This is a genomic window from Bacillus crepusculi (genome assembly GCF_014764715.1).
GTDB lineage: Bacteria > Bacillota > Bacilli > Bacillales > Bacillaceae > Bacillus.
The window spans coordinates 210,454-234,017 of the sequence record NZ_JACXXE010000001.1; the positions used below are offsets into that span (position 1 = coordinate 210,454).

Below are 23,564 nucleotides of genomic sequence, written 5' to 3' on the forward strand. Positions count from 1 at the left end.
ATTCAGTTCATGAAATAGAAAAAAACTACATATTAGAGCTTGCATTTTTTCACCATGATGATAAATTAAGATTAAGTTGAAAATACTTCATCAAAAATAAATATTTAAGTAGGTGAAATAATGATCGAAGCTTTTTTGAAAAGAGGAAAGCTTGTTTTTATTTTGTTTTTTATCGTTCTCATTGCTGGAGGTTATCTATTTACACAGCTACCTAAGCGAGAACTGCCAGAATTCCAGGCGAATATCGTCACGATTTCCACTGTTTTTCCTGGTGCTGATGCAAAACAGGTGGAAAGTGATGTAACCAATAAGCTGGAATCAGCCATATCTGATATTAATGGTGTAGAGAAAACGAGCTCTGTTTCTGCCGTTGGTTTTTCAAATATTGTGCTTGAAATTGATGATCAAGCCGATTTTATAAAGGTGGCAAGTCAAATTAAAAATGAAACCACGAATGCAGCATCTTCCTTTCCTGAAGGTGTGATGGAACCAGATGTAAAGGATGAGTTTGGCAATGTGCCGGTTGGTTCTTACATGATTGTGTCGAGTCAAGCATCTGAGTTAGCAAAAAGTCAGGAATCGCTCACTGCATTGAAAGAAAAAGTAGAGGACATCAAAGGTGTTGATAGCGTCGTCATCAAAGGCTTCAATGACAAACAAGCGATATTAAACTTAGATTCAAGTAAGCTTGAGGATGAGGGATTGAATGTGACCGATGTCACAAATGCCATCACTCAGGAATTCGGCACTTATCCACTAGGTGAGATTCAGGCAGACGGAGAGAAGGTCAAGCTGTCCATTGATGCCTATGACCGCTTAGATCAAATTAAAAAGATTGAGCTTTTCTCAAAAACAAATCGAGAGCCAGTCACCATTAGCCAGCTTGGCCGCTTAAAAGAAGTAGAAAAAGAGAAAAAGGATATGGTGTCGTATAACGGAAAGCCCGCCTATTCGTTTACAGTCAATATAAAACCAGGGCTTGATATCCCTAAAATGTATGACAAAGTCAGTGCTGTCATTGAAAAAGAGAAGCAACTACCAAATGGTGTAGAGTGGGTAGACTACTATTCACAAAAAAGTGAAGTAGATGCTATTTTTAATGATTTAATTAAAGAAGCCATCGTGGCAGTGATTGCTGTCATTATCGTCACAACACTTGGTCTTACCATTGGTGGTGCCTTTATCGTTTCACTAGCGATCCCATTATCGATCACGATTGGAACCATTCCGCTGCCATTTTTACAAGTGGACCTTAATCAAATTTCAATCATCGGCTTTATCATTGCCTTAGGAATACTTGTGGATGATGCCATTGTCGTCAACGATAATATTTTAAGGCAGATGAAAAAATACGAAAGCCCGCTTAAAGGAACGATTGCAGGGGTAAAAGAGGTCGCAGGGTCCATTTTGACATCAACACTTGCAGTTGTGTTTGCCTTCTTACCACTTGTTTTCCTATCTGGTGCGAATGGTTCATTTATTCGCGCATTACCGTCTGTTCTAGTGACAACTGTGCTTGCGTCTATGGTGATTTCTCTGACACTTGTGCCAGTCTATCAATATACTGTGAACCGGAAAGGAAAGAACAAAAAAATTCAAAAAGAGCCGGGATTCCTGGGAAAACCATTAAAAAGACTGGCCGATTTTTATGCAGACCGCGTGCTGACAAAAATCGTGAGACGTCCACTTCTCATAGGACTAGCTGGTATGCTCGTTGCAACACTTGCCTTTTTACTCATTTTCGTCACACCATTTGAATTTTTCCCTGCGGCGAATAAGAAAGAGGTTGTTGTCACTGTCACACTTCCAAGTGAAACGACATTAAACAAAACAAATGAAACTTTAGAGAAAATAGAACAAGAGATCAAACAGGAAAAAGGCATTGAAGAGACGGCCATTTTTGCAGGTGGCGGTGTGCCGAACTTATTTAACGAAAGCATCTCAAATGCAAGTGATCATACGGGTCAGGTTGTCGTGAGAGTAGACAATGATCAGATGACAAGTAAACAATTGATAGATCGTATGACAGAGCCTTTACGAGAGAAATTTAAAAATGCTGAAATCTTTATGAAAACCATTGTCCAAGGACCGCCAACCGGAGCGCCTGTGACAGTCACCATTGCGGGAGACTCTTTTTCAAAGCTTATTGATGTCAAAGAAACGCTGACAAATGAAATGAAAGAAAAAGGGGCCCGCTTGATTACAGACGATGTCAATCAGCCGGTGAAAACCATCTCCTTTGAATTAAACCGAGAACGAATGGCAGAGGATGGGCTCAGCGCTCAATTTATCAGCAGACAGCTTGGCCTTGTGACAGAAGGAATTCCATTAGGTACCTTTAAACAAGGAACAAAAGACATGGATCTCGTGGTCAAACAGGATTTGGGAGCACATCAAAACGGACTGAAGCTAAAGGAAATCAAAGTGCCCGTGAATACAAATGAGGGGGGAATGCCTCTATTAGAGCCACTTAGCCGATATGTGAATGAAAAAGAAACAAAGCAGTACGAGAGCATTCCGCATGAAAATGGAATGCCGACTATCACGTTAAAGGCATATCCTGGAACGTCTGATACATTTATAGACGATATGAAAGAGGTCGTCAATCAAGTTGGAAAAAGTGATGCAGCGAAAGACTTGACCATCTCTCAAGGTGGAGAAAATGAAGACCAAACCCAATTCTTTATTGAAATTAGTCTCTTATTTGGGGTTGTATTGCTGCTGATTTATGTGACGATTGCTTTCCAGTTCAATTCATTGATGCTTCCGCTTTTAGTACTAGGAACCGTTTACTTAGCGATATCAGGAGCCATTATTGGACTGTTTGTCACACAAACACCGTTCAGCTTTATGGCAACAATGGGGATTGTCTCATTAGCTGGCATCGTGGTCCGAAATGCAGTCGTCTTGTTCGAATTTATTGAACAGCGTCGCAAGCTAGGACTTGATCAACAAGCAGCCGTGATTGAAGCGGGGAGAGCAAGGATTAGACCCATCTTATTAACGGCATTTACAGCGCTAGTTGCGCTTATGCCTGTTGCATTGAGTAATGATCCACTCTTTAAGCCGCTTGCGATCTGCATTGTATCAGGTGTCTTTTTCTCAACGATTCTGACACTATTCATTGTACCAGCCCTATATGTTGCAGTTTCAAAAAAACGCTGACAGCTAAAGCAAGTCTCCTTCTATTCGGAGATTTGCTTTTTTTTTAGAAAAATACCATAAAAAATACGTGGAGTGTTCATTTGTCTCTCTTGAGTAGACAGTGGTATTTACGACTAAAATGAGACGTGTTAAACTCTGATTGGGAGAAGTTTTTTAACAAAGGGGTTGTACGTCATGTGTGGAACGATGAAAGCAATTGTTAAAAAAGAAAGCGCTTACGGAGCGGTGTTGGTAGATATGCCGATGCCAGAAATCAATGATCATGAGGTATTGATCCAGGTGAAAGCCACATCGATATGCGGAACAGACGTGCATATTTATAATTGGGATGATTGGGCAAAGGGAAGAGTCAAAGCGCCCTACATTTTCGGACATGAATTTACAGGGGAAGTTGTCAAAGTGGGGAAGCAAGTCTCACGAGCAAAAGCAGGGGATTTTGTATCGGCTGAGACGCATATTGTATGTAATCAGTGCTATATGTGTTTAACAGGGCAGCAGCATTTGTGCAGTGCAACGAAAATTTTAGGGGTAGACATTGATGGCTGCTTTGCTGAATATGTCAAAGTGCCTGAACAAAATGTGTGGCACAATCCAGCTCAAATGCCAGTAGAGCTTGCAACCATTCAGGAGCCGCTTGGAAATGCAGTTCATACGGTTTTACACACACCCGTTTCAGGTAAGTCAGTGGCGATTTTTGGCTGCGGCCCCATCGGTTTAATGGCCATCGCCGTCGCGAAAGCTTCCGGTGCTGTTCAAGTATTTGCCGTTGATAAAAACGAATACAGGCTGGATCTTGCTCGAAAAATGGGGGCAGACCATATCGTGGATATTGGAAAAAGTCATCCTGTTGCGATCATTCAGCAGCTCACGCATATGGAAGGGGCAGACGTAATATGCGAGATGTCAGGTCATCCAGTTGCGATTCATCAAGCGCTCGAAGCTTGTGCGAATGGAGGGAAAGTCAATATACTAAGCTTGCCAGAGCGGCCTGTGACCATTGACATTACGAATCAAATTGTTTTTAGGGGATTAACCGTGCAAGGGATCACGGGGAGAAAAATGTTTGAGACGTGGCGTCAAGTATCTGAGCTATTAAGAACGAATACCATCGATGTACAGCCAGTTGTCACCCATACGTTGCCATTTGAAGAGTTCGAAAAGGGATTTGAACTCATGAGAAATGGTACGTGCGGAAAGGTCGTACTGACGATGCCATCATATCAAAGGGGGAAGAAATGATGAAAGAATTCACGTATTTACAAGATGAACTAGACACAATGAAGCAGCAAGGCACTCACCAAACTTTGAAAGAGATCGACTCAAAGCAATCATCCACGGTCACATTAAATGACCAACCCGCCATACAACTCTCCTCAAATAACTACTTAGGTCTCACCTCGCACCCAAGGCTCTTGAAAGCAGCAAAAGAGGCGATTGATGAATTTGGTGCTGGGACAGGATCTGTACGAACCATTGCCGGCACAATGACGATGCATGAACGTCTTGAAAAAAAGCTTGCAGCATTTAAGAAAACAGAGGCAGCCCTTGTGTTCCAATCAGGCTTTACGACCAACCAAGGGGTTTTATCAAGTATTTTAACAAAAGATGATATTGTGATTTCAGATGAGCTCAATCATGCCTCGATCATCGATGGCATTCGATTAACAAAAGCAGATAAAAAGGTCTACGGTCATTCTAATATGGAGGAGCTTGAGAAAATTTTAAAAAAGTCTATGAATTACCGCGCCCGGCTTATCGTAACAGATGGTGTGTTCTCAATGGATGGAGATATTGCACCTCTTCCTGAGATTGTGAGGCTCGCAGAGGCATATGATGCGTTTGTAATGGTTGACGATGCACATGCCTCTGGCGTGCTTGGCGAAAATGGACGCGGGACAGTCAATCATTTTAAACTCGACGGCAGAGTGCACATTCAGGTTGGGACACTTAGTAAGGCTGTCGGTGTGCTTGGCGGCTATGTGGCGGGTTCAGCGGTTTTAATCGACTACTTAAAGCATAAAGCAAGACCGTTTTTATTTAGCACCTCTCACCCGCCGGCTGTGACTAGGGCGTGTGAAGAAGCGATTGAAGTGCTGCTAGACGAACCAGAACGAATCGATACGCTATGGGAGAACGCTGCCTATTTTAAAGAAAAGGTCATCAGTCTTGGATTTCAGGTTGCCCCAACAGAGACACCGATTATTCCGATGATGATTGGAGACGAGGCACTTACTTTCCGTTTCTCAAAGGAATTAATAGAGCGGGGCGTGTTTGCTCAAGGCATCGCCTTCCCAACTGTTGCAAAAGGAAAAGCGAGAATTAGAGCCATCATCACAGCAGAGCACACTAAAGAAGAACTAGACCGTGCACTAACGATCATTGAAGAAGAAGCGAAAAAACTGAGCATACTTGATTGAGAGAGCGCGGGCTCTCTTTTTTTGGTGATATTCTTTCCATTTTTCATCAAATCTACCGTTTGTTATGTATAATGTATGTAAAAAGATCTATTGAGGTAAGTGATGAGACAAATGTTATTTAATAAAGAAGATTTTTATAAGCAATTTATAGATTATAAGAACAATGAAAGAACAGATAAGAATCACCCTTTTCACAAAATGTTTATTAAAGAAATACCAAACAAAATTCAATATGAATTAGAAAAACGTCAGATGAGAAATTTGGATAGAATTGATATTAAAGCATCTACAGGAAATGGGAAAGTTGCAGAGTGCTTTTGGATTGCGCTTTTAGATAAACGATTGACCACGAATTTTAATTCTAAAAAAACCACTACACAAAAGGGGATATATATTGTTATTTTATTTGCTGAGAACGGTGAAGATTTTTATTTAACAATTGAGACTGGAACTGAAAATTTACCTTTATCTGAAATTAAGGCAGAGACAGACTTTTGGAGAAAGCGGTTAAAGCCAGAATTGAAAGATCATAAAAGATTAGAGGGATTTTATATAGGTGATTTTTATCTAGGCAAGTCAGCAAGACCTAGAAAATATGTAGCAAGTTCATTAGTCTATAAAAAGTATAATATTTTTAATTTTGACCATCACCGTTTTATAAAGGATATCAATTCTTTAAATGATTTTTTTTATGATTTTATTTATGAAGTGTATTTGAATCAGGAAATAACTCCAAAAGTGGAACATCAGAACAAATTTAAAAGAAAAAGAATCATTCATCGAGACGTGTATAAACAATTAAGAGAGGAAAGATCAAAGCAAAATGAAGAGACAGGCAGGATAGCAGAGAAATATGTGTATGACATGGAAGTAGAGCAATTATTAGCAGTGGGTCAGGAACAATTAGCTGAAGCTGTCAATTGGGTGGCTGAAACGGAAGATGGTCATGGATTTGATATCAAATCTTATTACCCTGATGGAAAAGAGAAATTAATTGAGGTGAAAGGATCTAAACTTACTCATCAAGACTTTCCATTCTTCTTGTCTGAACAAGAAAGAATGGTAGCAGAAGAGGAAAAAGAAGCGTATGTGATTACTTTAGTTGAGAATGTTGGTACACAGCATATGAAGATTGTCAAAGAAATACAAAATCCTTTAGGCAAAGACGATCTACATCTGAAACCTACTCAATATTCGTGCAGAATCCGGGTGGATTGAAAAGTGATAACACATATGAATTTATTTTCAATTCATCACAAAATAGTCTATACTGTAGGGTGGAGCTTGGTTTGAAAGGAGTACAAATTCATGAATGAAAAGCAGAGAAAAGCGAGCGGACAAGTAAGTTCATCGGACAAAAAATCCGAGAAGGACTACAGCCAATATTTTGAAGCTGTTTACATTCCGCCTTCCTTAAAAGATGCAAAAAAACGGGGTAAAGAAGAAGTCGAATACAATCAATTTCAAATTGACGAGCGGTTTCAAGGGTTAGGGAACGGCCGCAAGTTTTATATTCGCACATATGGTTGTCAAATGAATGAGCATGACACAGAAGTGATGGCTGGTATTTTTATGGCGCTTGGCTATGAACCAACAAATTCTACTGAAGATGCAAATGTCATCCTATTAAACACTTGCGCCATTCGTGAGAATGCTGAAAATAAAGTGTTTGGAGAGCTTGGTCATTTAAAAGCTTTAAAACGCGAAAAGCCAGATTTGATCTTAGGTGTCTGCGGATGTATGTCACAAGAAGAATCTGTCGTCAACCGCATTTTGAAAAAACATCCATTTGTTGACTTGATTTTCGGAACGCACAACATTCACCGCCTTCCGGAGCTTTTATCTGAATGCTACCTTTCTAAAGAAATGGTCATTGAGGTTTGGTCGAAGGAAGGGGATGTCATTGAAAACCTTCCAAGAGCCCGCCAAGGTAAAATCAAAGGCTGGGTGAATATTATGTACGGCTGTGATAAATTCTGTACATATTGTATCGTGCCTTACACACGCGGTAAGGAAAGAAGCCGCCGGCCAGATGAAATTATTCAAGAGGTCAGACGTTTAGCAGCAGAAGGGTATAAGGAAATTACCCTTCTTGGTCAAAATGTGAATGCGTATGGAAAAGATTTTGAAGACATGGAATATGGTCTTGGTCATCTGATGGATGAGCTGCGTAAAATCGATATTCCGCGGATTCGTTTTACAACAAGTCACCCGCGTGATTTTGATGACCATTTAATTGAGGTCCTTGCCAAGGGCGGCAACCTGCTTGATCATATTCATTTGCCAGTTCAATCCGGAAGTTCTTCTGTGCTGAAACTCATGGCAAGAAAATATGACCGTGAGCGCTACCTTGATCTTGTGCGCAAAATCAAAGAAGCGATGCCAAACGCTTCCCTCACAACGGACATTATTGTTGGGTTCCCCAATGAGACAGATGAGCAGTTTGAAGAAACCCTTTCTCTCTATCGCGAGGTTGAATTTGATGCGGCTTATACGTTCATCTACTCTCCAAGAGAAGGAACACCAGCAGCGAAAATGAAAGACAACGTACCAATGCACGTAAAAAAAGAACGCCTTCAGCGCCTGAATGCACTCGTGAATGAAATTTCCGCGAAAAAAATGAAGGAATACGAAGGGCAGACTGTCGAAGTATTAGTAGAGGGTGAAAGTAAAAACAACCCTGAAATCCTAGCCGGATATACAAGTAAAAGCAAGCTTGTGAATTTTAAAGCACCAAAAGAAGCGATTGGCAACATCGTCAAAGTGAAAATCACACAAGCGAAAACTTGGTCTCTTGACGGAGAAATGGTTGGAGAAGCTATCGAGGTGAATTAAAATGACGCTTTATTCAAAGAAAGAAATTGTCGAGCGTGCAAGAGAGCTCGCTAAAATGATTTCTGAAACAGAAGAAGTAGATTTCTTCAAAAAAGCAGAAGCGCAAATCAATGAAAATACAAAGATTGCGACGATTATTAATCAAATTAAGGCGCTTCAAAAACAAGCTGTGAATTTAAAGCATTATGGCAAACATGAAGCCTTAAAGCAAGTCGAAGAAAAAATCGATGCCCTGCAAGAAGAACTGGATGAAATCCCAGTAATTCAAGAATTCAAAGAATCACAAATGGAGGTTAATTCCCTGCTTCAGCTTGTCGCGCACACGATTTCTAATCAAGTAACAGATGAAATCATTCTTTCAACCGGCGGTGACCTTTTATTAGGAGAAACCGGTTCAAAAGTGAAAAACTCATCCCCCAGTTGCTCCATTAAATGAGAAATCCCCGCAGATGCGGGGTTTTTTTGTATCTGCTGATATTTAATTTTGAAACAATGAAAGAATCGAATTCTCCGCTCTAATTGGAGGCTTCATCCCCCCATTCTCGTACTCTCCAACTTTTCCAATTTTCAAGGCAAGTTTATGGGCGACCATGCATACACTGAAACAGAAATGAATTTAATTGAAACATGAAGCTTAAAATCGTGACACACTAGACGAATGCCCAGCATAAGATAAAACGATCAAGTACAAGGAGGCATGCCGGAATGTCTGAATACAGAGAGATTATTACAAAAGCGGTGGTTGCAAAAGGGAGGAAATTCACCCAAAGCACACACACCATTTCTCCATCGCAAAAACCAACCAGCATCCTAGGTGGTTGGATCATTAATCATAAGTATGATGCAGAAAAGGTCGGTAAAACTGTTGAGATTGAAGGAACATTTGATATTAACGTGTGGTATTCTTACGCTGACAACACGAAGACAGAAGTCGTCACAGAACGTGTGAAATATGTAGACATCATCAAACTGAGATATAAAGATAAAAATTTCCTTGATGATGAACATGAAGTGATTGCGAAAGTGCTGCAGCAGCCTAACTGTTTAGAAGTGACCATTTCTCCTAATGGCAATAAAATTGTCGTTCAGGCAGAGCGGGAGTTCATTGCAGAAGTGGTAGGAGAAACAAAAATTGTCGTAGAGGTCAATTCAAGCTGGAAGGAAAAAGATGATCACGAGTGGGAAGAGGAAGTGGATGAGGAGCTAGAGGATATTCATCCGGAATTTCTAGCGGGTGATCCAGAAGAGTAATGAATGACTAGGGCGCATATCTCCCTAGTTTTTTTGCGCCCATGATCTAGGAGAAAAAAGGTGCTTTTTTATGCTATAATATAAGATGGTATGAATTCGAAAGTGATATAGTGAGGGATTAGAAATATGGCAAGTTATACGCCCATGATACAGCAATATTTAAAGATCAAGGCAGATTATCAAGATGCCTTTTTATTTTTTCGCTTAGGCGATTTTTATGAGATGTTTTTTGATGACGCAAAAGAAGCGGCACAGGAACTAGAAATTACGTTAACAAGCAGAGATGGCGGGACGATTCCAATGTGCGGTGTTCCTTATCATTCTGCTTCTACATACATAGAACAGTTGATTACAAAGGGCTACAAAGTCGCGATTTGTGAGCAGGTGGAAGATCCTAAAACGGCAAAAGGTGTGGTCAAAAGAGAAGTAGTTCAACTGATTACACCAGGTACGGTCATGGATGGCAAAGGGCTGAGTGAAAACGAGAACAACTTTATTGCGTCTGTTACACGCTTTGAAAATGGGTATGGTCTTGCGCTTTCCGATTTATCCACAGGGGAAAACATGGCTGCTTTCATCGATCGATTAGATGAGGTTGTATCAGAAATTTATTCTGTCGGTGCAAAGGAAATTGTGGTGTCAAAGCAGCTCGATGAGGACACAGTGAAGACACTGAAAGAGCGCTGTCATGCAACGATTTCATACGAAGATAGCGGCGAACGAATGGACGAAGCTGAACCACTCGTCTCCCATTTGGATGAAAAACTGAGATCAGCATTTTTAACACTATATGCCTACTTAAGAAGAACGCAAAAAAGAAGTCTTGATCACCTTCAGGAAGTTCAAGTGTTTGAGCTTGAACAAACAATGAAAATTGATCTTTACTCAAAACGAAATCTTGAATTAACAGAAACGATCCGTTCAAAAAGCAAAAAAGGCTCTTTATTATGGCTGCTAGATGAAACAAAAACAGCGATGGGCGGCAGATTGCTCAAGCAATGGATCGACCGGCCGCTCATTCGACTTTCACAAATCAAAGAGCGTCAGGAAATGGTGCAAATTCTCATGGATCATTTCTTTGAACGTGAAGATCTGCGTGAACGATTAAAGCAAGTATATGATCTTGAGCGTCTAGCGGGCCGTGTGGCATTTGGAAATGTGAATGCCCGTGATCTCATTCAACTGAAAGAATCCTTAAAGCAAGTCCCGGCTATTAAAGAGCTTGTCCTTTCTCTCCCAGAGGAAATGGCGAAATCAAGAGCGAATAATATTGATCCTTGTGGTGACTTGCTTGATTTATTAGAAGAGGCTCTTTATGAGAATCCGCCGATGACATTAAAAGAAGGCAACTTAATTAAAGATGGCTACAATGCAAAATTAGATGAATATCGTGATGCCAGTCGAAACGGAAAGGACTGGATTGCACGGCTTGAACAGCAGGAAAGAGAATATACAGGTATTCGCTCCTTAAAAGTCGGTTTTAATAAAGTCTTTGGTTATTATATCGAAGTGACCCGGGCGAACACGCATTTGCTGGAAGAAGGTCGTTATGAAAGAAAGCAAACCCTTGCCAATGCAGAGCGGTATATTACGCCTGAATTGAAAGAAAAAGAAGCCCTGATCCTTGAGGCAGAATCAAATATTAGCGAATTGGAATATGAACTATTTACAGCTCTTAGGGAACAAGTAAAAACATATATTCCTAGACTACAGCTGCTCGGAAAACAAATGAGTGAGCTGGATGCGCTGCAATGCTTTGCCACTGTGAGCGAAAAACGCCGCTATGTCCGTCCGGAATTCTCAGAGGATGAGGTGGATGTCGTGGATGGTCGTCACCCTGTCGTTGAAAAAGTGATGGATCATCAGGAGTATGTGCCAAATGACTGTCTTATGGGGAAAGGCAGACAAACCTTGCTCATTACTGGGCCGAATATGTCGGGAAAAAGCACGTATATGAGACAAATGGCGCTCATCTCGATTCTTGCGCAAATTGGCTGTTTTGTACCGGCATCAAAGGCGACTCTTCCGATTTTCGATCAAATTTTTACACGTATTGGTGCGGCAGATGATTTGATTTCTGGTCAAAGTACTTTTATGGTAGAGATGCTCGAAGCAAAAAATGCGATGGTGCATGCAACGAAAAACAGCTTGATTTTATTTGATGAAATTGGACGCGGGACAAGCACCTATGATGGAATGGCTCTTGCACAGGCGATCATTGAATTTGTTCATGATCATATTGGTGCTAAAACCCTCTTCTCTACACATTACCATGAGCTCACAGTCCTTGAGTCTCAATTAAGTGAGCTGAAGAATGTCCATGTACGAGCTGAAGAGCATGAAGGAACGGTCGTTTTCTTACATCAAATCAAAGAAGGGGCAGCTGATAAAAGCTATGGTATCCATGTAGCGCAGCTTGCTGAATTACCTGATGCTATCATTGACAGAGCACAGACCATCTTAACGGAGCTTGAGAGCGGATCACAGGAAATGATTCCACGCGTGGCTCCAGCTCCAAAACCAGAAAGCCTTGAGGAGAAGCAGCAGCTTTCTTTCTTTGAAGTGGAAGAAAAACCGAAAACAAAAGCCGTCCTCAAAAACAAAGATCAAGCGGTGATCGAAGAATTAAAGTCATTTAACTTAATGGACATGACACCGCTGGAAGCCATGACAAAGCTATATGAATTGCAAAAGAAATTATAATGTAAGGTGAGGTGAGCAGAAATGGCAAAAATTATTCAGTTATCTGATGACCTATCAAATAAAATTGCTGCTGGTGAAGTGGTCGAGCGTCCGGCTTCTGTTGTAAAGGAGCTTGTGGAAAATGCAATCGATGCTGGCAGTACAGTGATTGAAATCGATGTAGAAGAAGCAGGTCTTTCTTCTATTAGAATTATTGATAATGGTGTTGGAATTGATGCTGAAGATTGTAAGCTTGCCTTCCAGCGCCATGCAACGAGTAAAATCAAAGATGAAAATGATTTGTTCCGCGTCAGAACTTTAGGTTTCAGGGGAGAGGCACTGCCAAGTATTGCGTCTGTCTCTCACCTAGAAATGAAGACAAGTACCGGAGAAGGTGCTGGAACGCACTTAGCTCTCCAAGGCGGGAAGATCATTTCAGAGAAAAAAACCTCTGGCCGGCGCGGCACCGAAATTGTGGTCACCAACTTATTTTATAATACGCCAGCCCGCTTAAAATATATGAAAACCGTTCATACGGAGCTTGGCAATATATCGGATGTCGTCAACCGAATTGCACTTGCTCATCCAGAAGTATCGATTCGCTTGCGTCATCAAGAAAAAGTCTTACTTCAAACGAATGGAAACGGAGATGTGCGGCATGTGCTTGCAGCCATTTATGGAACGGCTGTGGCAAAAAAAATGCTGCCACTTCATGTACAATCACTTGATTTTGAAGTGAAGGGGTATATTTCCTTACCAGAAGTGACGAGGGCATCGAGGAATTATATGTCTTCTGTTGTAAACGGCAGATATGTGAAGCATTTCCCGCTCGTGAAAGCCATCCATGAAGGGTATCACACGCTGCTTCCGATTGGCCGTCATCCGATTACATTTATTGAGATGAAGATGGACCCGATTTTAGTAGATGTGAATGTTCATCCGTCAAAGCTTGAAGTGAGACTAAGTAAAGAGCAGGAACTTCATGAGTTGATCAAACAAGGAATTAAGGAAGTGTTTCAAAAGCAGCAGCTCATTCCAAGTGCTTCTGTGCCTAAAAAAGCACCAATGCCAGCTAAAAAAAATGAGCAGCAATCCTTAACCTTTGATTCAAAACAAGCCAATACAGATCGAACGGAAACACCTTTATCCTATCAGCCGGAGCCGCTCACATCGGTCGTATACGAGACAAGTCAAACCGAATCATACGAGATGTCTGAGCAGGAGAATACGGGAACGTCATCACCAGTATTTTATGAAGAAGCCTCGCATTTAGAGGAATCAGCAGCTTCACTTGAATATGATGAGACGGTACTGAAAGACGATGTGACAGAAACCATTCCAGAAAACGAACGCGTTCCTGTCATGTATCCAATCGGTCAAATGCATGGCACATATATTTTGGCTCAAAATGAACGAGGACTTTATATTATCGATCAGCATGCAGCTCAAGAGAGAATCAAGTATGAGTATTACCGTGAGAAGGTGGGAGAGATCGAACAGGAAGTGCAAGAAATGCTCGTTCCATTAACATTTCACTACTCTAAAAACGACATACTGATTATTGAAGAGCATAAAGATATTTTAGCAAAAGTAGGCGTCTTTTTAGAACCCTTCGGATCAGGAAGTTACATCGTTCGGTCGCACCCGCAGTGGTTTCCAAAAGGGGAAGAAGCGGAACTAATCGAAGAGATCATTCAACAAGTGCTTGATGAGAAGCGTGTGGATATAAAAAAACTAAGAGAAGAAGCAGCCATCATGATGAGCTGCAAAGGCTCTATTAAAGCAAATCGCCATTTGCGTCATGATGAAATCAAAGCATTATTAGATGAACTCCGGCAAACGAAGGACCCATTCACATGTCCACATGGCCGGCCGATCATCATTCATCACTCGACATATGAAATGGAGAAGATGTTTAAACGAGTGATGTGACCAATGAGAAAAAGTGCTAAAACGATCTTGATTTTAGCACTTTTTCTTCTTTTTTCAGCGTGAATGAAAACCTTTTCAGCCCTAGGAAGAGCGAGCACCGGTGCACTAACCTGACACTGAATGCGAGGGTTTATCTACACGCTTGAGCGCTCTTAGAGCGCTTTTTTATTTAGCATCCACAAGGATTAGGTGGTGTCACTACAACTGGTCGTTTGTTAATATCAATCGTATCCTCTGCATAAAATGTGGAACCAATGCTGAGCGCACGATTTTCTGCGCGGAACGTATATGTACCTGCCGCAGGAAGGACTTTATGTGAAAGCTGTAATGTATATTGTGAACTTCCGAATAAATCCATTCTAGCCGGGATGCGGACAGTTTTTCCGCTGTTCAAAATGTAGCTGTCTTTTAATGCTTTTCCGTTGAAGATGTCTTTTGTTGTCGCTTGAAAGCCTGCAGGTAATGTGAACTCAATGGCGCCAATACTTAGGACAGAATTTGGACGGTACGTCAGCTCAATGTCAGAAAAAGACCATTCCTGCTTACTTGCTCCTGTAATTTTCGCATAAAGGGCAGCTGGTCTTGCATTTGTTGATGCTGTGCCTTCCTCCGTTTTGGCTCCTTCTGCGGATGCGGCAAGCGGTACCGATAGTGTCATAACCAGTGTAAGCATCCCCAGCATTAAGATTGTCCATGTTTTTTTCATTTTTCCTTCCCCCTTGGTTGATTATAGGTAAATAATAGACGATATCATCCATTATTTACCTATAAGATTACCATATTCCCATATGTCATTAAATGGGATATTATACCCTTATTTTGTCTTTTTGTTTAGTAATAGCGGGGGAGGAATGCATTAGGTTGATTCATTCCATAGGCGTGGCCTGTCATATATTGGTTTGGCATCATCATATTCATATCATGATACCCGTATGGCTGTTGATATGGAGGTATTCCATATCCACCATAGTGGCCTAGGTGATGGTGATCCTTCATTGGAACATGGGAAAATGAACCATGCTGATTCGTATACGGGGAATATGGTGAATGGTGGTGCGGGAAGTGTCCGCTATAAGCATCTTTTTTACCAGTATGATAATGGTTAGGCACATTCAGATGCTCATTCATGTTTGGTGCGATCACATGTTCATGATTGGCTGTATACACATTTTCAAACGTGTGATAAGGGTTTCCTTGCTGATAATGATTGGTCGGGTTATTCATATTGTTCATTTTGCATCTCATCCTTTTTGTCAGGTTGCCATATTCTATGAGGATCATCCGATTCATGAGCCTATCCATATGAAAGAAAAAATAAAGTAGACAAGAAAAAAAACCGGCTTTTCAGCCGGGAAAACAAAAGCAGGTGAAACGTCAAACACTAAAATGAGATGCTGTGTTTTCTTTTGCGACGCTTCTTACATCTGCTGCAGACACTTTTAGGATAATAATAGGGATCGTAGCTTCTAGAAGTATCCCAAAAATCGCTCTCAAACCAATCATCTTTTTTATGATAATACTTCTTCTTTTTACATGTATCCTTATGGCAATGATCGTCATGCTTTTTATAACAGTTTGAGTGGGAATGTTTGCACTTGCACTTGCATTTGCATTTGTACATTGTCATCCCTCCTAAATGTGACTCAATGCTAGTATATGCACGGAAGATGCACGAGGACTGGATGGTGGTGCTTCTTTTATAAAAAAGGCTTTTTCTATAAAAACTCAATTAAAAAGAATTGACTAGTGCTAAAATAACATGATAAAATATAAATTTTTATCTTCTGATGAAATGTGTTATAATCAAATGGTGAATACTTTCGGAGGTGGCGGATTTGTTTCAAATAGGTGATAAAATTGTTTATCCAATGCATGGAGCCGGTGTGATTGAAGGAATGGAAGAAAAAGAAATTTTAGGTAAGACAGAGGAATATTTTCTGATTCAAATGCCGAATATGCAGATGATGATCCCAAGAGGCAGAATCAATCAACTAGGTATACGTCCGGTCGCTGATCAAGCAACGCTGAAAGTTGTGATGAACAATTTTGCAGAAGAAACAAACGACGAAACGCTTACTTGGAAGCAAAGATATGATGAAAATATGAAAAAGCTAAAAACAGGTGAGATCAAAGATGGTGCAGATGTTGTGAAGGATCTGATGAGACGAAATCAGAAAAAAGCATTAAATTCAAGTGAAAAGAAGATGCTTGAAGATGCACGAGGTATGTTAGTGAGTGAAATTTCCCTTGCACAAGGGTTATCGCAAGATGAAGTGCTTACAGTCTTAGAGAATGAACTAAGAGTTTAATGATGGATATACAGTAACAGGCTGTAAACAGAAGGGGATACACCTTCTGTTTACAGCTTTTTTGTTTGAAAAAAGTGCAATATTTCCATTTTTGCAGGATGTTTTGACTAAAAATGAAATGAGGTCATAAGATTTAGTTTTCCCTTGAAAAAGGGGCGAGTGAAAGAAGTCTGAAATACCTAGACAACATAAAAAAACAGGTAAGTTCTCCTGATCCGTTCAAATGAGCCGGACATTCTTTGAATTCTCTTCACCATTGATAGTAAAATAAAGCGATAAGATGGCACCTAAGAGAATGAAAAGGAGCGGTGAAATGAAAAGGCTACTGATATGTGGATTCATCTTTCTGATCCTGTGTGCTCTTTTAATGGTGAAATGCAGCCATTCTGTTCAAGAAAAAAAAGAGCAAAAACAACATCATGAAGAAGTAGAAAAGTATAAGAAAGAGCGAAAAAAAGGGGATCAATATGAAAGTTTTAAACAGCTGATACGGCATGAAAAAGACGGCTATGAGATAGAATTTCACGAAAAGGGTGGTAGTGATTTACTCGTATTTTCTCCTCATGGAGGTGAAATCGAACCAGGAACAAGTGAAATTGTAGAAGCATTTCAAGAGAGATACTCTACGTATTTGTTTGAAGGTACGAAACAAGACAATAATCGGGACTTGCATATTACGAGTACAAAGTTTGATGAACCCATTTTGGTTCAAATGATTAAAACATATCCTTTTTCTATTTCCATCCACGGCTATAAAAGTGATAAAAGACATACGCTAGTTGGCGGGACGAATCAAGACATGCAAAAAGCTGTTGTACGAGCATTAAAAGATCGCGGCTTTTCCGCAGAAATGGTGCAAGAAGGGGAACGGCTTTCTGGTACAGATCCCAAAAACATTAATAATCAAAATGCGAGTGGTGAAAGTGTTCAGCTAGAAATTAGTACAGCGCAGAGAGAAGCTTTTTTTGACAATTTTGATACGAGAAAAGGAAAGAAGAAAGCATTTAGACGCTATATCAGCGCCTTAAAAGAAGTGATAAGAGAATTTGATCCAGCTTCGTAGAAAAAGGTTTTGATGGGAAAAAGTGCTCTAATTCAACTTGGTAAAAAAGATATAAATGCGCAAAATAAAGATAAAATATGTAATAAATGACAGTTTGCCTTAAAAACATAAATTATGTAAAATAATAGTTATCAGTTTGATATGATAGAATGGGGCTGAAGTGGATGGCACACAAAATACCATCTTCCGAAGTAGGTGTAAAGATCAATAAGTGGTACACGCATATTTGCAAATTTGAAGTCGAACAGGCAAACGACATGAAGCGGCTTGTTGAAGAAGACATTCATGAGATGGAAGAGGATCAAGATTTATTACTTTATTATTCTCTAATGGATTTTCGCCATCAAATGATGCTTCAGCACTTAACGCCAGTTCATGCAGGCAGTGAAGCGCTTCAAGCGGTGTCCTTTCCTAAAGAAATTGAAGATGCAGAAGATGAGATGACGGGCTTACTAGGCTATTATTTTCATTTTTTCCATGGGATGTATGCATTTATCCAGCGCCGATATATCGAGGCCATTTCATATTACAAGCATGCGGAACATCAGCTGATCTTAGTGACAGATGAGATCGAAAAAGCGGAATTTTATTATAAAATCGCTGAAGTATACTATCATATGAAACAAACCTATTTCTCTATGCACTATGCCAAAAAAGCGAGAGACATCTATAAAAAACATCAGCTATATGGAAAAAGAAGCATTCAATGTGATTTTGTGATGGCAGGTAATTGGATAGATGTGAGTCAGCATCAAAAAGCGCTTCCTTATTTAGAAAAAGCGTTAAAGGTCTGTGAAGCGATGGAAAGACAAGAATGCACGTCATATTTTAAAGCGATGGCTCTAAATAACCTAGGAACTTGTCATTATAGTATGGGCACGTACCATACAGCGACTGTCTTTTTTGAACAAGCCATTTCACTTTATCAAAAAGATCAGGCAGCGACGATGATCAAATCCTTGTTTTCACTTGCTCTTACATATTTCAAACTTGGAGATATGGAGCGAGCGAGTGAGGCCATAACCAAAGGAATGAATCAGGCTTGTTTATTGGAAGATGAGATTTATCAGTTGAAATTCCAATTTTTACAGGCGCTCTATATAGAGAAAGACAGCTGTGATCAATTGAAATCGACACTTTTTGGTCTAAGAAGCAAAAAAATGTTTGCTGATTTAGAGGAATTAGCACTTGATGCGGCTAATTATTATAAGGAACGCGACATGTACAAGGAATCTTCCACTTTTTTTGAAATTGTGATCGAAGCGCGTACGCACATTCAAAAAGGAGATGAGATGTATGAGAACGAAGCATAACATGTCAGCTGCTCAAGTAGATGAAAGACTTCACACATAAAACAGACAAACAAACACCCTTTACGAATAAACGTAAAGGGCTTTTTTTATTTATTCTTTGATAGCTTTTTCTGCGTCAATTGCACCTGCACCGTAAATTACCGGGTCATCTCCAGCCCACTTGCTTGTATTTTCTATTAACAGGGTTTTGACATCATCAGGCGTTAAATCTGGTGAATGCTCTAAAAGAAGAGCGCAAATACCAGCACAAATCGGTGTTGCCATAGATGTACCAGATAACGTCGTATAATCATCATCGACTCTGCTTGATTTATCGAGTTTATCCAAAAAGGATCTTGGTGATCTGAGGGAGACGATGTTTACTCCTGGTGCGAGGATATCAGGCTTTGCTTCACCATAAACAGTTGGACCTCTGCTTGAAAATGGTGCCACGACATCGTCACTTGATTCTGGTGTATTCCGGTCATCGTAGGCTCCGACTGTAATGACTTTTTGACTGACGGCCGGGCTCGCGATCGTTTGACTGTTAGGTCCAGAGTTTCCAGCAGCGACGCAGACAACAATGCCTTGATCCCAAGCAGCATTGACAGCACGCACCATCGGATCATCTTGTTCATCATCATAACGCTGAGCATCTCCGCCTAGTGACATACTCATGATACGAATCGGATCATCTGGATGGTCTTCGTTGAACTGTATACACCACTCGACACCTTCTATAATAGTAGAAAGTGATCCAGCACCTTGTTTATTTAACACTTTCACCCCAATGAGATTTGCTTTTGGAGCAGGTCCCTTGTATAAGCCGTCTGAGGCGGCTCCGTCTCCAGCCACATCTCCAGCGCAGTGAGTACCGTGCCCATTATCATCATAAGGTTTCGTTTTTTGTTTGACTAAATCCACAAAATCACGAATCCGTCCTTTTAAATCTTCATGCGGATAAATCCCCGTGTCAATGACGGCCACCGTAATACCTTCCCCGGTTAATGTTTTGCCATTCCGGATGACTTCATCAGCATGACTTGCTTGTGTTGCCACATCCAGTAGCGCATGAACTTGTCGGTCTAAATAAATCTTGCGAATGTGCTCACCATTTGCAAACAGTTCCTCTAATGCAGCAGGTGTCAGATCAGCTGCGCAGCAATCGATATGTGAAAAATGGCGTTTTATCTTTGTTTTTCTACTTTTTTTCATTAGCTGCTTTGTGCTTTGAATACCTGCTTCTACTGCATCCTCCTTAAATTCTATGATCACACGAAGCTTCTTTTTCTTCTTTAATCTTCCTTCAAAAAAGCGATGAAGAAAGCAAGGCGTCCACTTAAAAGGTTTATAAAGCTGAAGGACGGTTTCTCTTAAAGGCTGATCCAGTTTACTAGCATGCGTTCTGACCATTTGCACCATAGAAAATCCAAACATGTGATGCCCTCCATTCTAGCTATCAATTCTTGTACACTCATACGTTATGAGAATGCAAGCTGCTTTGTTCGGATTCTTGTCCCTCCTTTTCTTGGAGGCTTGCTCATTTCTTCTAAAAAGAAAAACGCTTACATTTTGTAAAATAATAGAAAAAGGTGGAAATGATGTAGAATCTGCCGATGATAGGTGGGAGAGTTCTTCTTAGAGAACCAGTGAAACAATGGATTTTGCAGAAAAAAAAGGGGGGGAGACAGGGTCAATGCTCATACAAATGTGATGCGTCACAGAAGAAAAAAATCAAATCCGCATAAAAAAAAGCCGAATTAAAGAAAACAGACTGGGTAGGACTAGGTCATTTTAAACATAACTTCATTTGTTTGTCATACTATTCTAACTCTGTTTTCAAACAGGAGAGACGTTTCTGTGTATATAAATGCAATTATCTTATTTTTGAGGAATCTCATGATCTAGAGTGTTATGATCAAATTTGAAGAGAAAAAGTGGAAAAAATGAAAAGAATTGATGATTCCTTATTAATCATAGAAGCGGCTTAGAAATCTGTTAAAGGAGAACGGGAATGAAGAAGTTTTTTGCTTTGCTTCTCCTGCTTGCGATTGGATGGGGCGTTTATTATACTATGCAAGCACAGGAACATGATGAGCCAGTGTCATCAGGTGGGGAAGACGAAAGCGGTTCAAACGATATTTATCGCAATTTTAAAGAACTGGAAGAGAACGAATCAACAAGTAATTATCAAATTACAGCCAACCCAGTGCCTGGAAGCCGGCTTCTTGTGATGTCCCCCCATGGCGGGAGAATTGAAGGCGGCGTTAGCGAGATCGTCCATTTTTTTGATAACGATTTTTCTACGTATTTATTTGAAGGCTTAAGAGAGAATGCATCAGAACTTCATATTACAAGCACAAATTTTGATGAACCAATCGGAGTCGCACAGGCAAAAGCGCATGATTATGTATTAGCAGTGCACGGATATAGAGGTGAGGAAGGGATTGACCATACTCTTGTAGGCGGAACCGACTACGACCGTGCAGAGAAAATTGTGAATTCATTAGAGCGGAATGGATTTTCTGCTGAACTTGCTGTTGCACACGCAACCCTAAGCGGAACGAGCAATCATAATATTAATAATCTTACAAAAACAGGGCAAAGTGTGCAGCTTGAGATTAGTAGAAGTCAGCGTGAAGCTTTATTTGACAGTTTCGATTATCGAAGGCGGTCGAGTACGAAAAATGAAGCGTTCTACCGTTATGTCAGGGCGATTCGGACGGTGCTTGATGAAGAATATACATAAGAATGGTGCACATCTGAAGACAAGCAGGATGAATTCTTGTTACACTATAAAAAGTGATAACAAAAGGAGAGACGGGATATGGCGCGTCATCATTTTCATCTTCAGGCGAACTGGCCTGGTTTGCGTAACGATGTTGGTACAATTGCATGTGAGCAATTAAAAACGAAGATTTCGATTCCAAAAGAAATGGACGGCCCGGGCATTGGAACAAATCCAGATGAGATGCTCTTAGGTGCAGCGGCCACGTGTTATATCATTACACTTGCGGCCATGATGGAGCGGAGTCAATTAGAGAAAGAGGATCTATCGATGAGCTCTGAAGCAGTCGTAGATGTGACAAATGGTGTGTTTACTTATGAGAAAATCATTCATCGGCCTGTCATCATCCTCAAAGAGTCCGCTTCTGCACTTGATATTGAACTAGCTCGTAAGCTTGCACATAAAGCCGAAAGCTCATGTATGATCTCAAGAGCTGTTCAGGGAAATGTGGACATTTCCTTAGAAGAAACCATTCAAGTTGGCCGTTAAGACAAAAAAGTCATTTTCTCTTTTTACCTGGAGAAAATGACTTTTTTTATGACGTCCATTCAGTTTGATCCATTTGTTCTTTGTTTTCTTCCTTTTGTTTCTTTGACTGATTTAAGACAATTACACCGCATATAACAAGTGCAAGACCGATAAAGCCTTTCATATGAATGGTTTCGTTAAAGAGCACGAGCCCGACAAGAGCGGTGAGTGCTGTTCCGGCGCCAGACCATGTGGCATAGGCGGATGAGAGCTCAATTGTTTTAAGGGCCAAGCTAAGAAAAGTAAAGGCACATCCAAATCCAATCAGCACCCCCATACTCGGCAGCAGCTGTGAAAAACCTTGTGAAAGCTTCAGCATCGTACTGCCAAAAACCTCCGTTAAAATGGCCCCTGTTAAATAAAGCATTCCTTTCATCTTCTCACATCCTTTATGACATATTTAAAAGTACGACCCCTGAGACAAGCATAGCCATTCCAATGATGGCTCTCTGGTTCAAGGTTTCTTTGAAAAAGAGCACACCAAAAAAAGCCGTGAGGATGGTGCCAACCCCAGACCATGTTGCGTACGACATGCTAAGTGGAATGATGTTAAGTGTTAATGACAGCATATAAAAAGCAAGTGTATAGCCAGCGACAACAACAGCGCTAGGCTTTAAGCGTGTAAAGCCATTTGATCGTTTTAACATCACGGCCCCAATCGCTTCTGAAAAAATAGCAACAGCCAAAAAAAGATACCCGAGGATCATCATCATCCCTCCTCTAATAAGTGTAAAATCCGATGAAGTAAAAGGTTTTTTTCCTCTCGGTTTAGGGGTTCAAGCTGAAACATCTCTGAAAACCAAATCCCATCACATGCCAGGCGGATCAGCTGGCTCAGCGCAGGGTCATTTATTTCCTCCGCTGCTTTCTCCTTGAACTCTGCATAAAAATCACGCCATGGGTTCAATAATGCTTCATCAAAAGACATGGTGGCTAGCATGCTTGTACATAACTGGGTTGTGTTTTGCATATCCAGATCATGTAATGTCGCCAAAATATATGCCCGTACATAAGGAGCCTTTTCGGTTTTGAAGGATTCCTGATACGACTCGAGCTGCTGACGAAAGCAAAGGATCGCATGCTCATTCATTTTTTGAATAAGCTCTTCCTTGCTTGAAAAATGATAAAGCAGGCCGGCTTTGGTCATATGTGCATGCTCTGCTACCTGCTGAAGGGTCAGCCCGCTTAATCCTTCTTTTAAAATCGTACAAGCAGCGGCCTCGAAAATTTGCTCTTTTTTCGTTTTAGACATAAAAAAAACACCTACTTTACTGAACGGTCGGTAAAGTAAATGTTAACTCA

Annotated in this window: 20 protein-coding genes; 14 read left to right on the forward strand and 6 right to left on the reverse strand. The window is 40.6% G+C overall.

Annotation, left to right across the window (positions count from 1 at the left end):
* The first annotated feature begins 120 nt into the window (after positions 1–120).
* From IEE86_RS01030 to mutL, 9 genes are all read left to right on the forward strand, one after another.
* On the forward strand, positions 121–3,165 hold the full coding sequence (locus tag IEE86_RS01030) for an efflux RND transporter permease subunit (RefSeq protein WP_191095539.1): 3,045 nt from the start codon (positions 121–123) through the stop codon (positions 3,163–3,165).
* A 174-nt stretch (positions 3,166–3,339) separates the two neighbouring features.
* Complete coding sequence (tdh, locus tag IEE86_RS01035; RefSeq protein ID WP_191095540.1) at positions 3,340–4,404, forward strand: L-threonine 3-dehydrogenase; 1,065 nt, start codon at positions 3,340–3,342, stop codon at positions 4,402–4,404.
* The gene (locus tag IEE86_RS01040) at positions 4,404–5,582 is read left to right on the forward strand and encodes a glycine C-acetyltransferase (RefSeq protein ID WP_191095541.1); all 1,179 of its coding nucleotides are present in this window, start codon (positions 4,404–4,406) and stop codon (positions 5,580–5,582) included. Before tdh ends, IEE86_RS01040 begins: the two co-directional genes overlap by 1 nt.
* 102 nt (positions 5,583–5,684) lie before the next feature.
* Entirely contained in the window at positions 5,685–6,800 is a 1,116-nt protein-coding gene (locus IEE86_RS01045; RefSeq protein WP_191095542.1) for an MrcB family domain-containing protein, read from the forward strand.
* Positions 6,801–6,890: 90 nt separating this feature from the next.
* Complete coding sequence (gene miaB, locus IEE86_RS01050; protein ID WP_191095543.1) at positions 6,891–8,417, forward strand: tRNA (N6-isopentenyl adenosine(37)-C2)-methylthiotransferase MiaB; 1,527 nt, start codon at positions 6,891–6,893, stop codon at positions 8,415–8,417.
* A gap of 1 nt (position 8,418) precedes the next feature.
* Positions 8,419–8,853 (forward strand): regulatory iron-sulfur-containing complex subunit RicA, encoded by a 435-nt coding sequence (gene ricA, locus IEE86_RS01055; protein ID WP_191095544.1) that lies wholly within the window; start codon positions 8,419–8,421, stop codon positions 8,851–8,853.
* 269 nt (positions 8,854–9,122) lie between these two features.
* Positions 9,123–9,668 carry an outer spore coat protein CotE gene (gene cotE / locus IEE86_RS01060; RefSeq protein ID WP_007499466.1) on the forward strand — a complete coding sequence of 182 codons (546 nt, stop codon included), beginning with the start codon at positions 9,123–9,125 and terminating at the stop codon, positions 9,666–9,668.
* A 126-nt stretch (positions 9,669–9,794) separates the two neighbouring features.
* A complete protein-coding gene (gene mutS, locus IEE86_RS01065; RefSeq protein WP_191095545.1) occupies positions 9,795–12,371 on the forward strand; it encodes a DNA mismatch repair protein MutS in 2,577 nt (858 codons plus the stop codon).
* A 21-nt stretch (positions 12,372–12,392) separates the two neighbouring features.
* A complete protein-coding gene (mutL, locus tag IEE86_RS01070) occupies positions 12,393–14,282 on the forward strand; it encodes a DNA mismatch repair endonuclease MutL (protein ID WP_191095546.1) in 1,890 nt (629 codons plus the stop codon).
* Between the two features lie 169 nt (positions 14,283–14,451).
* On the opposite strand, the gene bslA is transcribed toward mutL, so the two are convergent.
* Complete coding sequence (gene bslA, locus IEE86_RS01075) at positions 14,452–14,988, reverse strand: biofilm surface layer hydrophobin BslA (protein ID WP_191095547.1); 537 nt, start codon at positions 14,986–14,988, stop codon at positions 14,452–14,454.
* A gap of 125 nt (positions 14,989–15,113) precedes the next feature.
* Positions 15,114–15,515: a hypothetical protein gene (locus IEE86_RS01080; protein ID WP_191095548.1), complete on the reverse strand. Its 402-nt coding sequence runs from the start codon at positions 15,513–15,515 to the stop codon at positions 15,114–15,116.
* 602 nt (positions 15,516–16,117) lie between these two features.
* Here IEE86_RS01080 and IEE86_RS01085 point away from each other — a divergent pair.
* The 3 genes from IEE86_RS01085 to IEE86_RS01095 all read left to right on the forward strand — a co-directional run bounded on the left by IEE86_RS01085 (position 16,118) and on the right by IEE86_RS01095 (position 18,967).
* Entirely contained in the window at positions 16,118–16,591 is a 474-nt protein-coding gene (locus IEE86_RS01085; RefSeq protein WP_191095549.1) for a CarD family transcriptional regulator, read from the forward strand.
* Positions 16,592–16,904: 313 nt separating this feature from the next.
* Positions 16,905–17,654 carry a poly-gamma-glutamate hydrolase family protein gene (locus IEE86_RS01090; RefSeq protein WP_191095550.1) on the forward strand — a complete coding sequence of 250 codons (750 nt, stop codon included), beginning with the start codon at positions 16,905–16,907 and terminating at the stop codon, positions 17,652–17,654.
* 164 nt (positions 17,655–17,818) lie between these two features.
* Entirely contained in the window at positions 17,819–18,967 is a 1,149-nt protein-coding gene (locus IEE86_RS01095) for a response regulator aspartate phosphatase (RefSeq protein WP_191095551.1), read from the forward strand.
* A gap of 90 nt (positions 18,968–19,057) precedes the next feature.
* Here IEE86_RS01095 and IEE86_RS01100 read toward each other — a convergent pair whose 3' ends face one another.
* Positions 19,058–20,383, reverse strand: a complete 1,326-nt coding sequence (locus IEE86_RS01100; RefSeq protein WP_191095552.1) for a S8 family peptidase — start codon at positions 20,381–20,383, stop codon at positions 19,058–19,060.
* Between the two features lie 577 nt (positions 20,384–20,960).
* Here IEE86_RS01100 and IEE86_RS01105 point away from each other — a divergent pair.
* Together IEE86_RS01105 and IEE86_RS01110 are read left to right on the forward strand one after the other, a co-directional pair.
* Positions 20,961–21,695: a poly-gamma-glutamate hydrolase family protein gene (locus IEE86_RS01105; RefSeq protein WP_191095553.1), complete on the forward strand. Its 735-nt coding sequence runs from the start codon at positions 20,961–20,963 to the stop codon at positions 21,693–21,695.
* A 78-nt stretch (positions 21,696–21,773) separates the two neighbouring features.
* A complete protein-coding gene (locus IEE86_RS01110) occupies positions 21,774–22,223 on the forward strand; it encodes an OsmC family protein (RefSeq protein ID WP_191095554.1) in 450 nt (149 codons plus the stop codon).
* Between the two features lie 46 nt (positions 22,224–22,269).
* Here the strand turns inward: IEE86_RS01110 and erbB are convergent, their stop codons facing one another.
* Genes erbB through IEE86_RS01125 form a run of 3 tightly spaced genes read right to left on the reverse strand, consistent with a single transcriptional unit; the run spans position 22,270 to position 23,514 of the window.
* Entirely contained in the window at positions 22,270–22,638 is a 369-nt protein-coding gene (gene erbB, locus IEE86_RS01115) for an SMR family multidrug efflux transporter EbrB (RefSeq protein WP_191095555.1), read from the reverse strand.
* A gap of 13 nt (positions 22,639–22,651) precedes the next feature.
* The gene (gene erbA, locus IEE86_RS01120; protein WP_191095556.1) at positions 22,652–22,969 is read right to left on the reverse strand and encodes an SMR family multidrug efflux transporter EbrA; all 318 of its coding nucleotides are present in this window, start codon (positions 22,967–22,969) and stop codon (positions 22,652–22,654) included.
* 2 nt (positions 22,970–22,971) lie between these two features.
* A complete protein-coding gene (locus IEE86_RS01125) occupies positions 22,972–23,514 on the reverse strand; it encodes a TetR/AcrR family transcriptional regulator (RefSeq protein ID WP_191095557.1) in 543 nt (180 codons plus the stop codon).
* Positions 23,515–23,564: the final 50 nt, after the last annotated feature.

What these genes read in the sequence shown, in the direction of transcription:
- IEE86_RS01030 (WP_191095539.1), top strand. Translation starts at nt 121, where the DNA reads ATGATCGAAGCTTTTTTGAAAAGAGGAAAGCTTGTTTTTATTTTGTTT.
- ricA (WP_191095544.1), top strand. Translation starts at nt 8,419, where the DNA reads ATGACGCTTTATTCAAAGAAAGAAATTGTCGAGCGTGCAAGAGAGCTC.
- IEE86_RS01045 (WP_191095542.1), top strand. Translation starts at nt 5,685, where the DNA reads ATGAGACAAATGTTATTTAATAAAGAAGATTTTTATAAGCAATTTATA.
- IEE86_RS01110 (WP_191095554.1), top strand. Translation starts at nt 21,774, where the DNA reads ATGGCGCGTCATCATTTTCATCTTCAGGCGAACTGGCCTGGTTTGCGT.
- mutL (WP_191095546.1), top strand. Translation starts at nt 12,393, where the DNA reads ATGGCAAAAATTATTCAGTTATCTGATGACCTATCAAATAAAATTGCT.
- mutS (WP_191095545.1), top strand. Translation starts at nt 9,795, where the DNA reads ATGGCAAGTTATACGCCCATGATACAGCAATATTTAAAGATCAAGGCA.
- IEE86_RS01040 (WP_191095541.1), top strand. Translation starts at nt 4,404, where the DNA reads ATGAAAGAATTCACGTATTTACAAGATGAACTAGACACAATGAAGCAG.
- erbA (WP_191095556.1), bottom strand. Translation starts at nt 22,969, where the DNA reads ATGATCCTCGGGTATCTTTTTTTGGCTGTTGCTATTTTTTCAGAAGCG.
- IEE86_RS01105 (WP_191095553.1), top strand. Translation starts at nt 20,961, where the DNA reads ATGAAGAAGTTTTTTGCTTTGCTTCTCCTGCTTGCGATTGGATGGGGC.
- miaB (WP_191095543.1), top strand. Translation starts at nt 6,891, where the DNA reads ATGAATGAAAAGCAGAGAAAAGCGAGCGGACAAGTAAGTTCATCGGAC.
- bslA (WP_191095547.1), bottom strand. Translation starts at nt 14,988, where the DNA reads ATGAAAAAAACATGGACAATCTTAATGCTGGGGATGCTTACACTGGTT.
- erbB (WP_191095555.1), bottom strand. Translation starts at nt 22,638, where the DNA reads ATGAAAGGAATGCTTTATTTAACAGGGGCCATTTTAACGGAGGTTTTT.
- IEE86_RS01090 (WP_191095550.1), top strand. Translation starts at nt 16,905, where the DNA reads ATGAAAAGGCTACTGATATGTGGATTCATCTTTCTGATCCTGTGTGCT.
- IEE86_RS01100 (WP_191095552.1), bottom strand. Translation starts at nt 20,383, where the DNA reads ATGTTTGGATTTTCTATGGTGCAAATGGTCAGAACGCATGCTAGTAAA.
- cotE (WP_007499466.1), top strand. Translation starts at nt 9,123, where the DNA reads ATGTCTGAATACAGAGAGATTATTACAAAAGCGGTGGTTGCAAAAGGG.
- IEE86_RS01095 (WP_191095551.1), top strand. Translation starts at nt 17,819, where the DNA reads ATGGCACACAAAATACCATCTTCCGAAGTAGGTGTAAAGATCAATAAG.
- tdh (WP_191095540.1), top strand. Translation starts at nt 3,340, where the DNA reads ATGTGTGGAACGATGAAAGCAATTGTTAAAAAAGAAAGCGCTTACGGA.
- IEE86_RS01125 (WP_191095557.1), bottom strand. Translation starts at nt 23,514, where the DNA reads ATGTCTAAAACGAAAAAAGAGCAAATTTTCGAGGCCGCTGCTTGTACG.
- IEE86_RS01080 (WP_191095548.1), bottom strand. Translation starts at nt 15,515, where the DNA reads ATGAACAATATGAATAACCCGACCAATCATTATCAGCAAGGAAACCCT.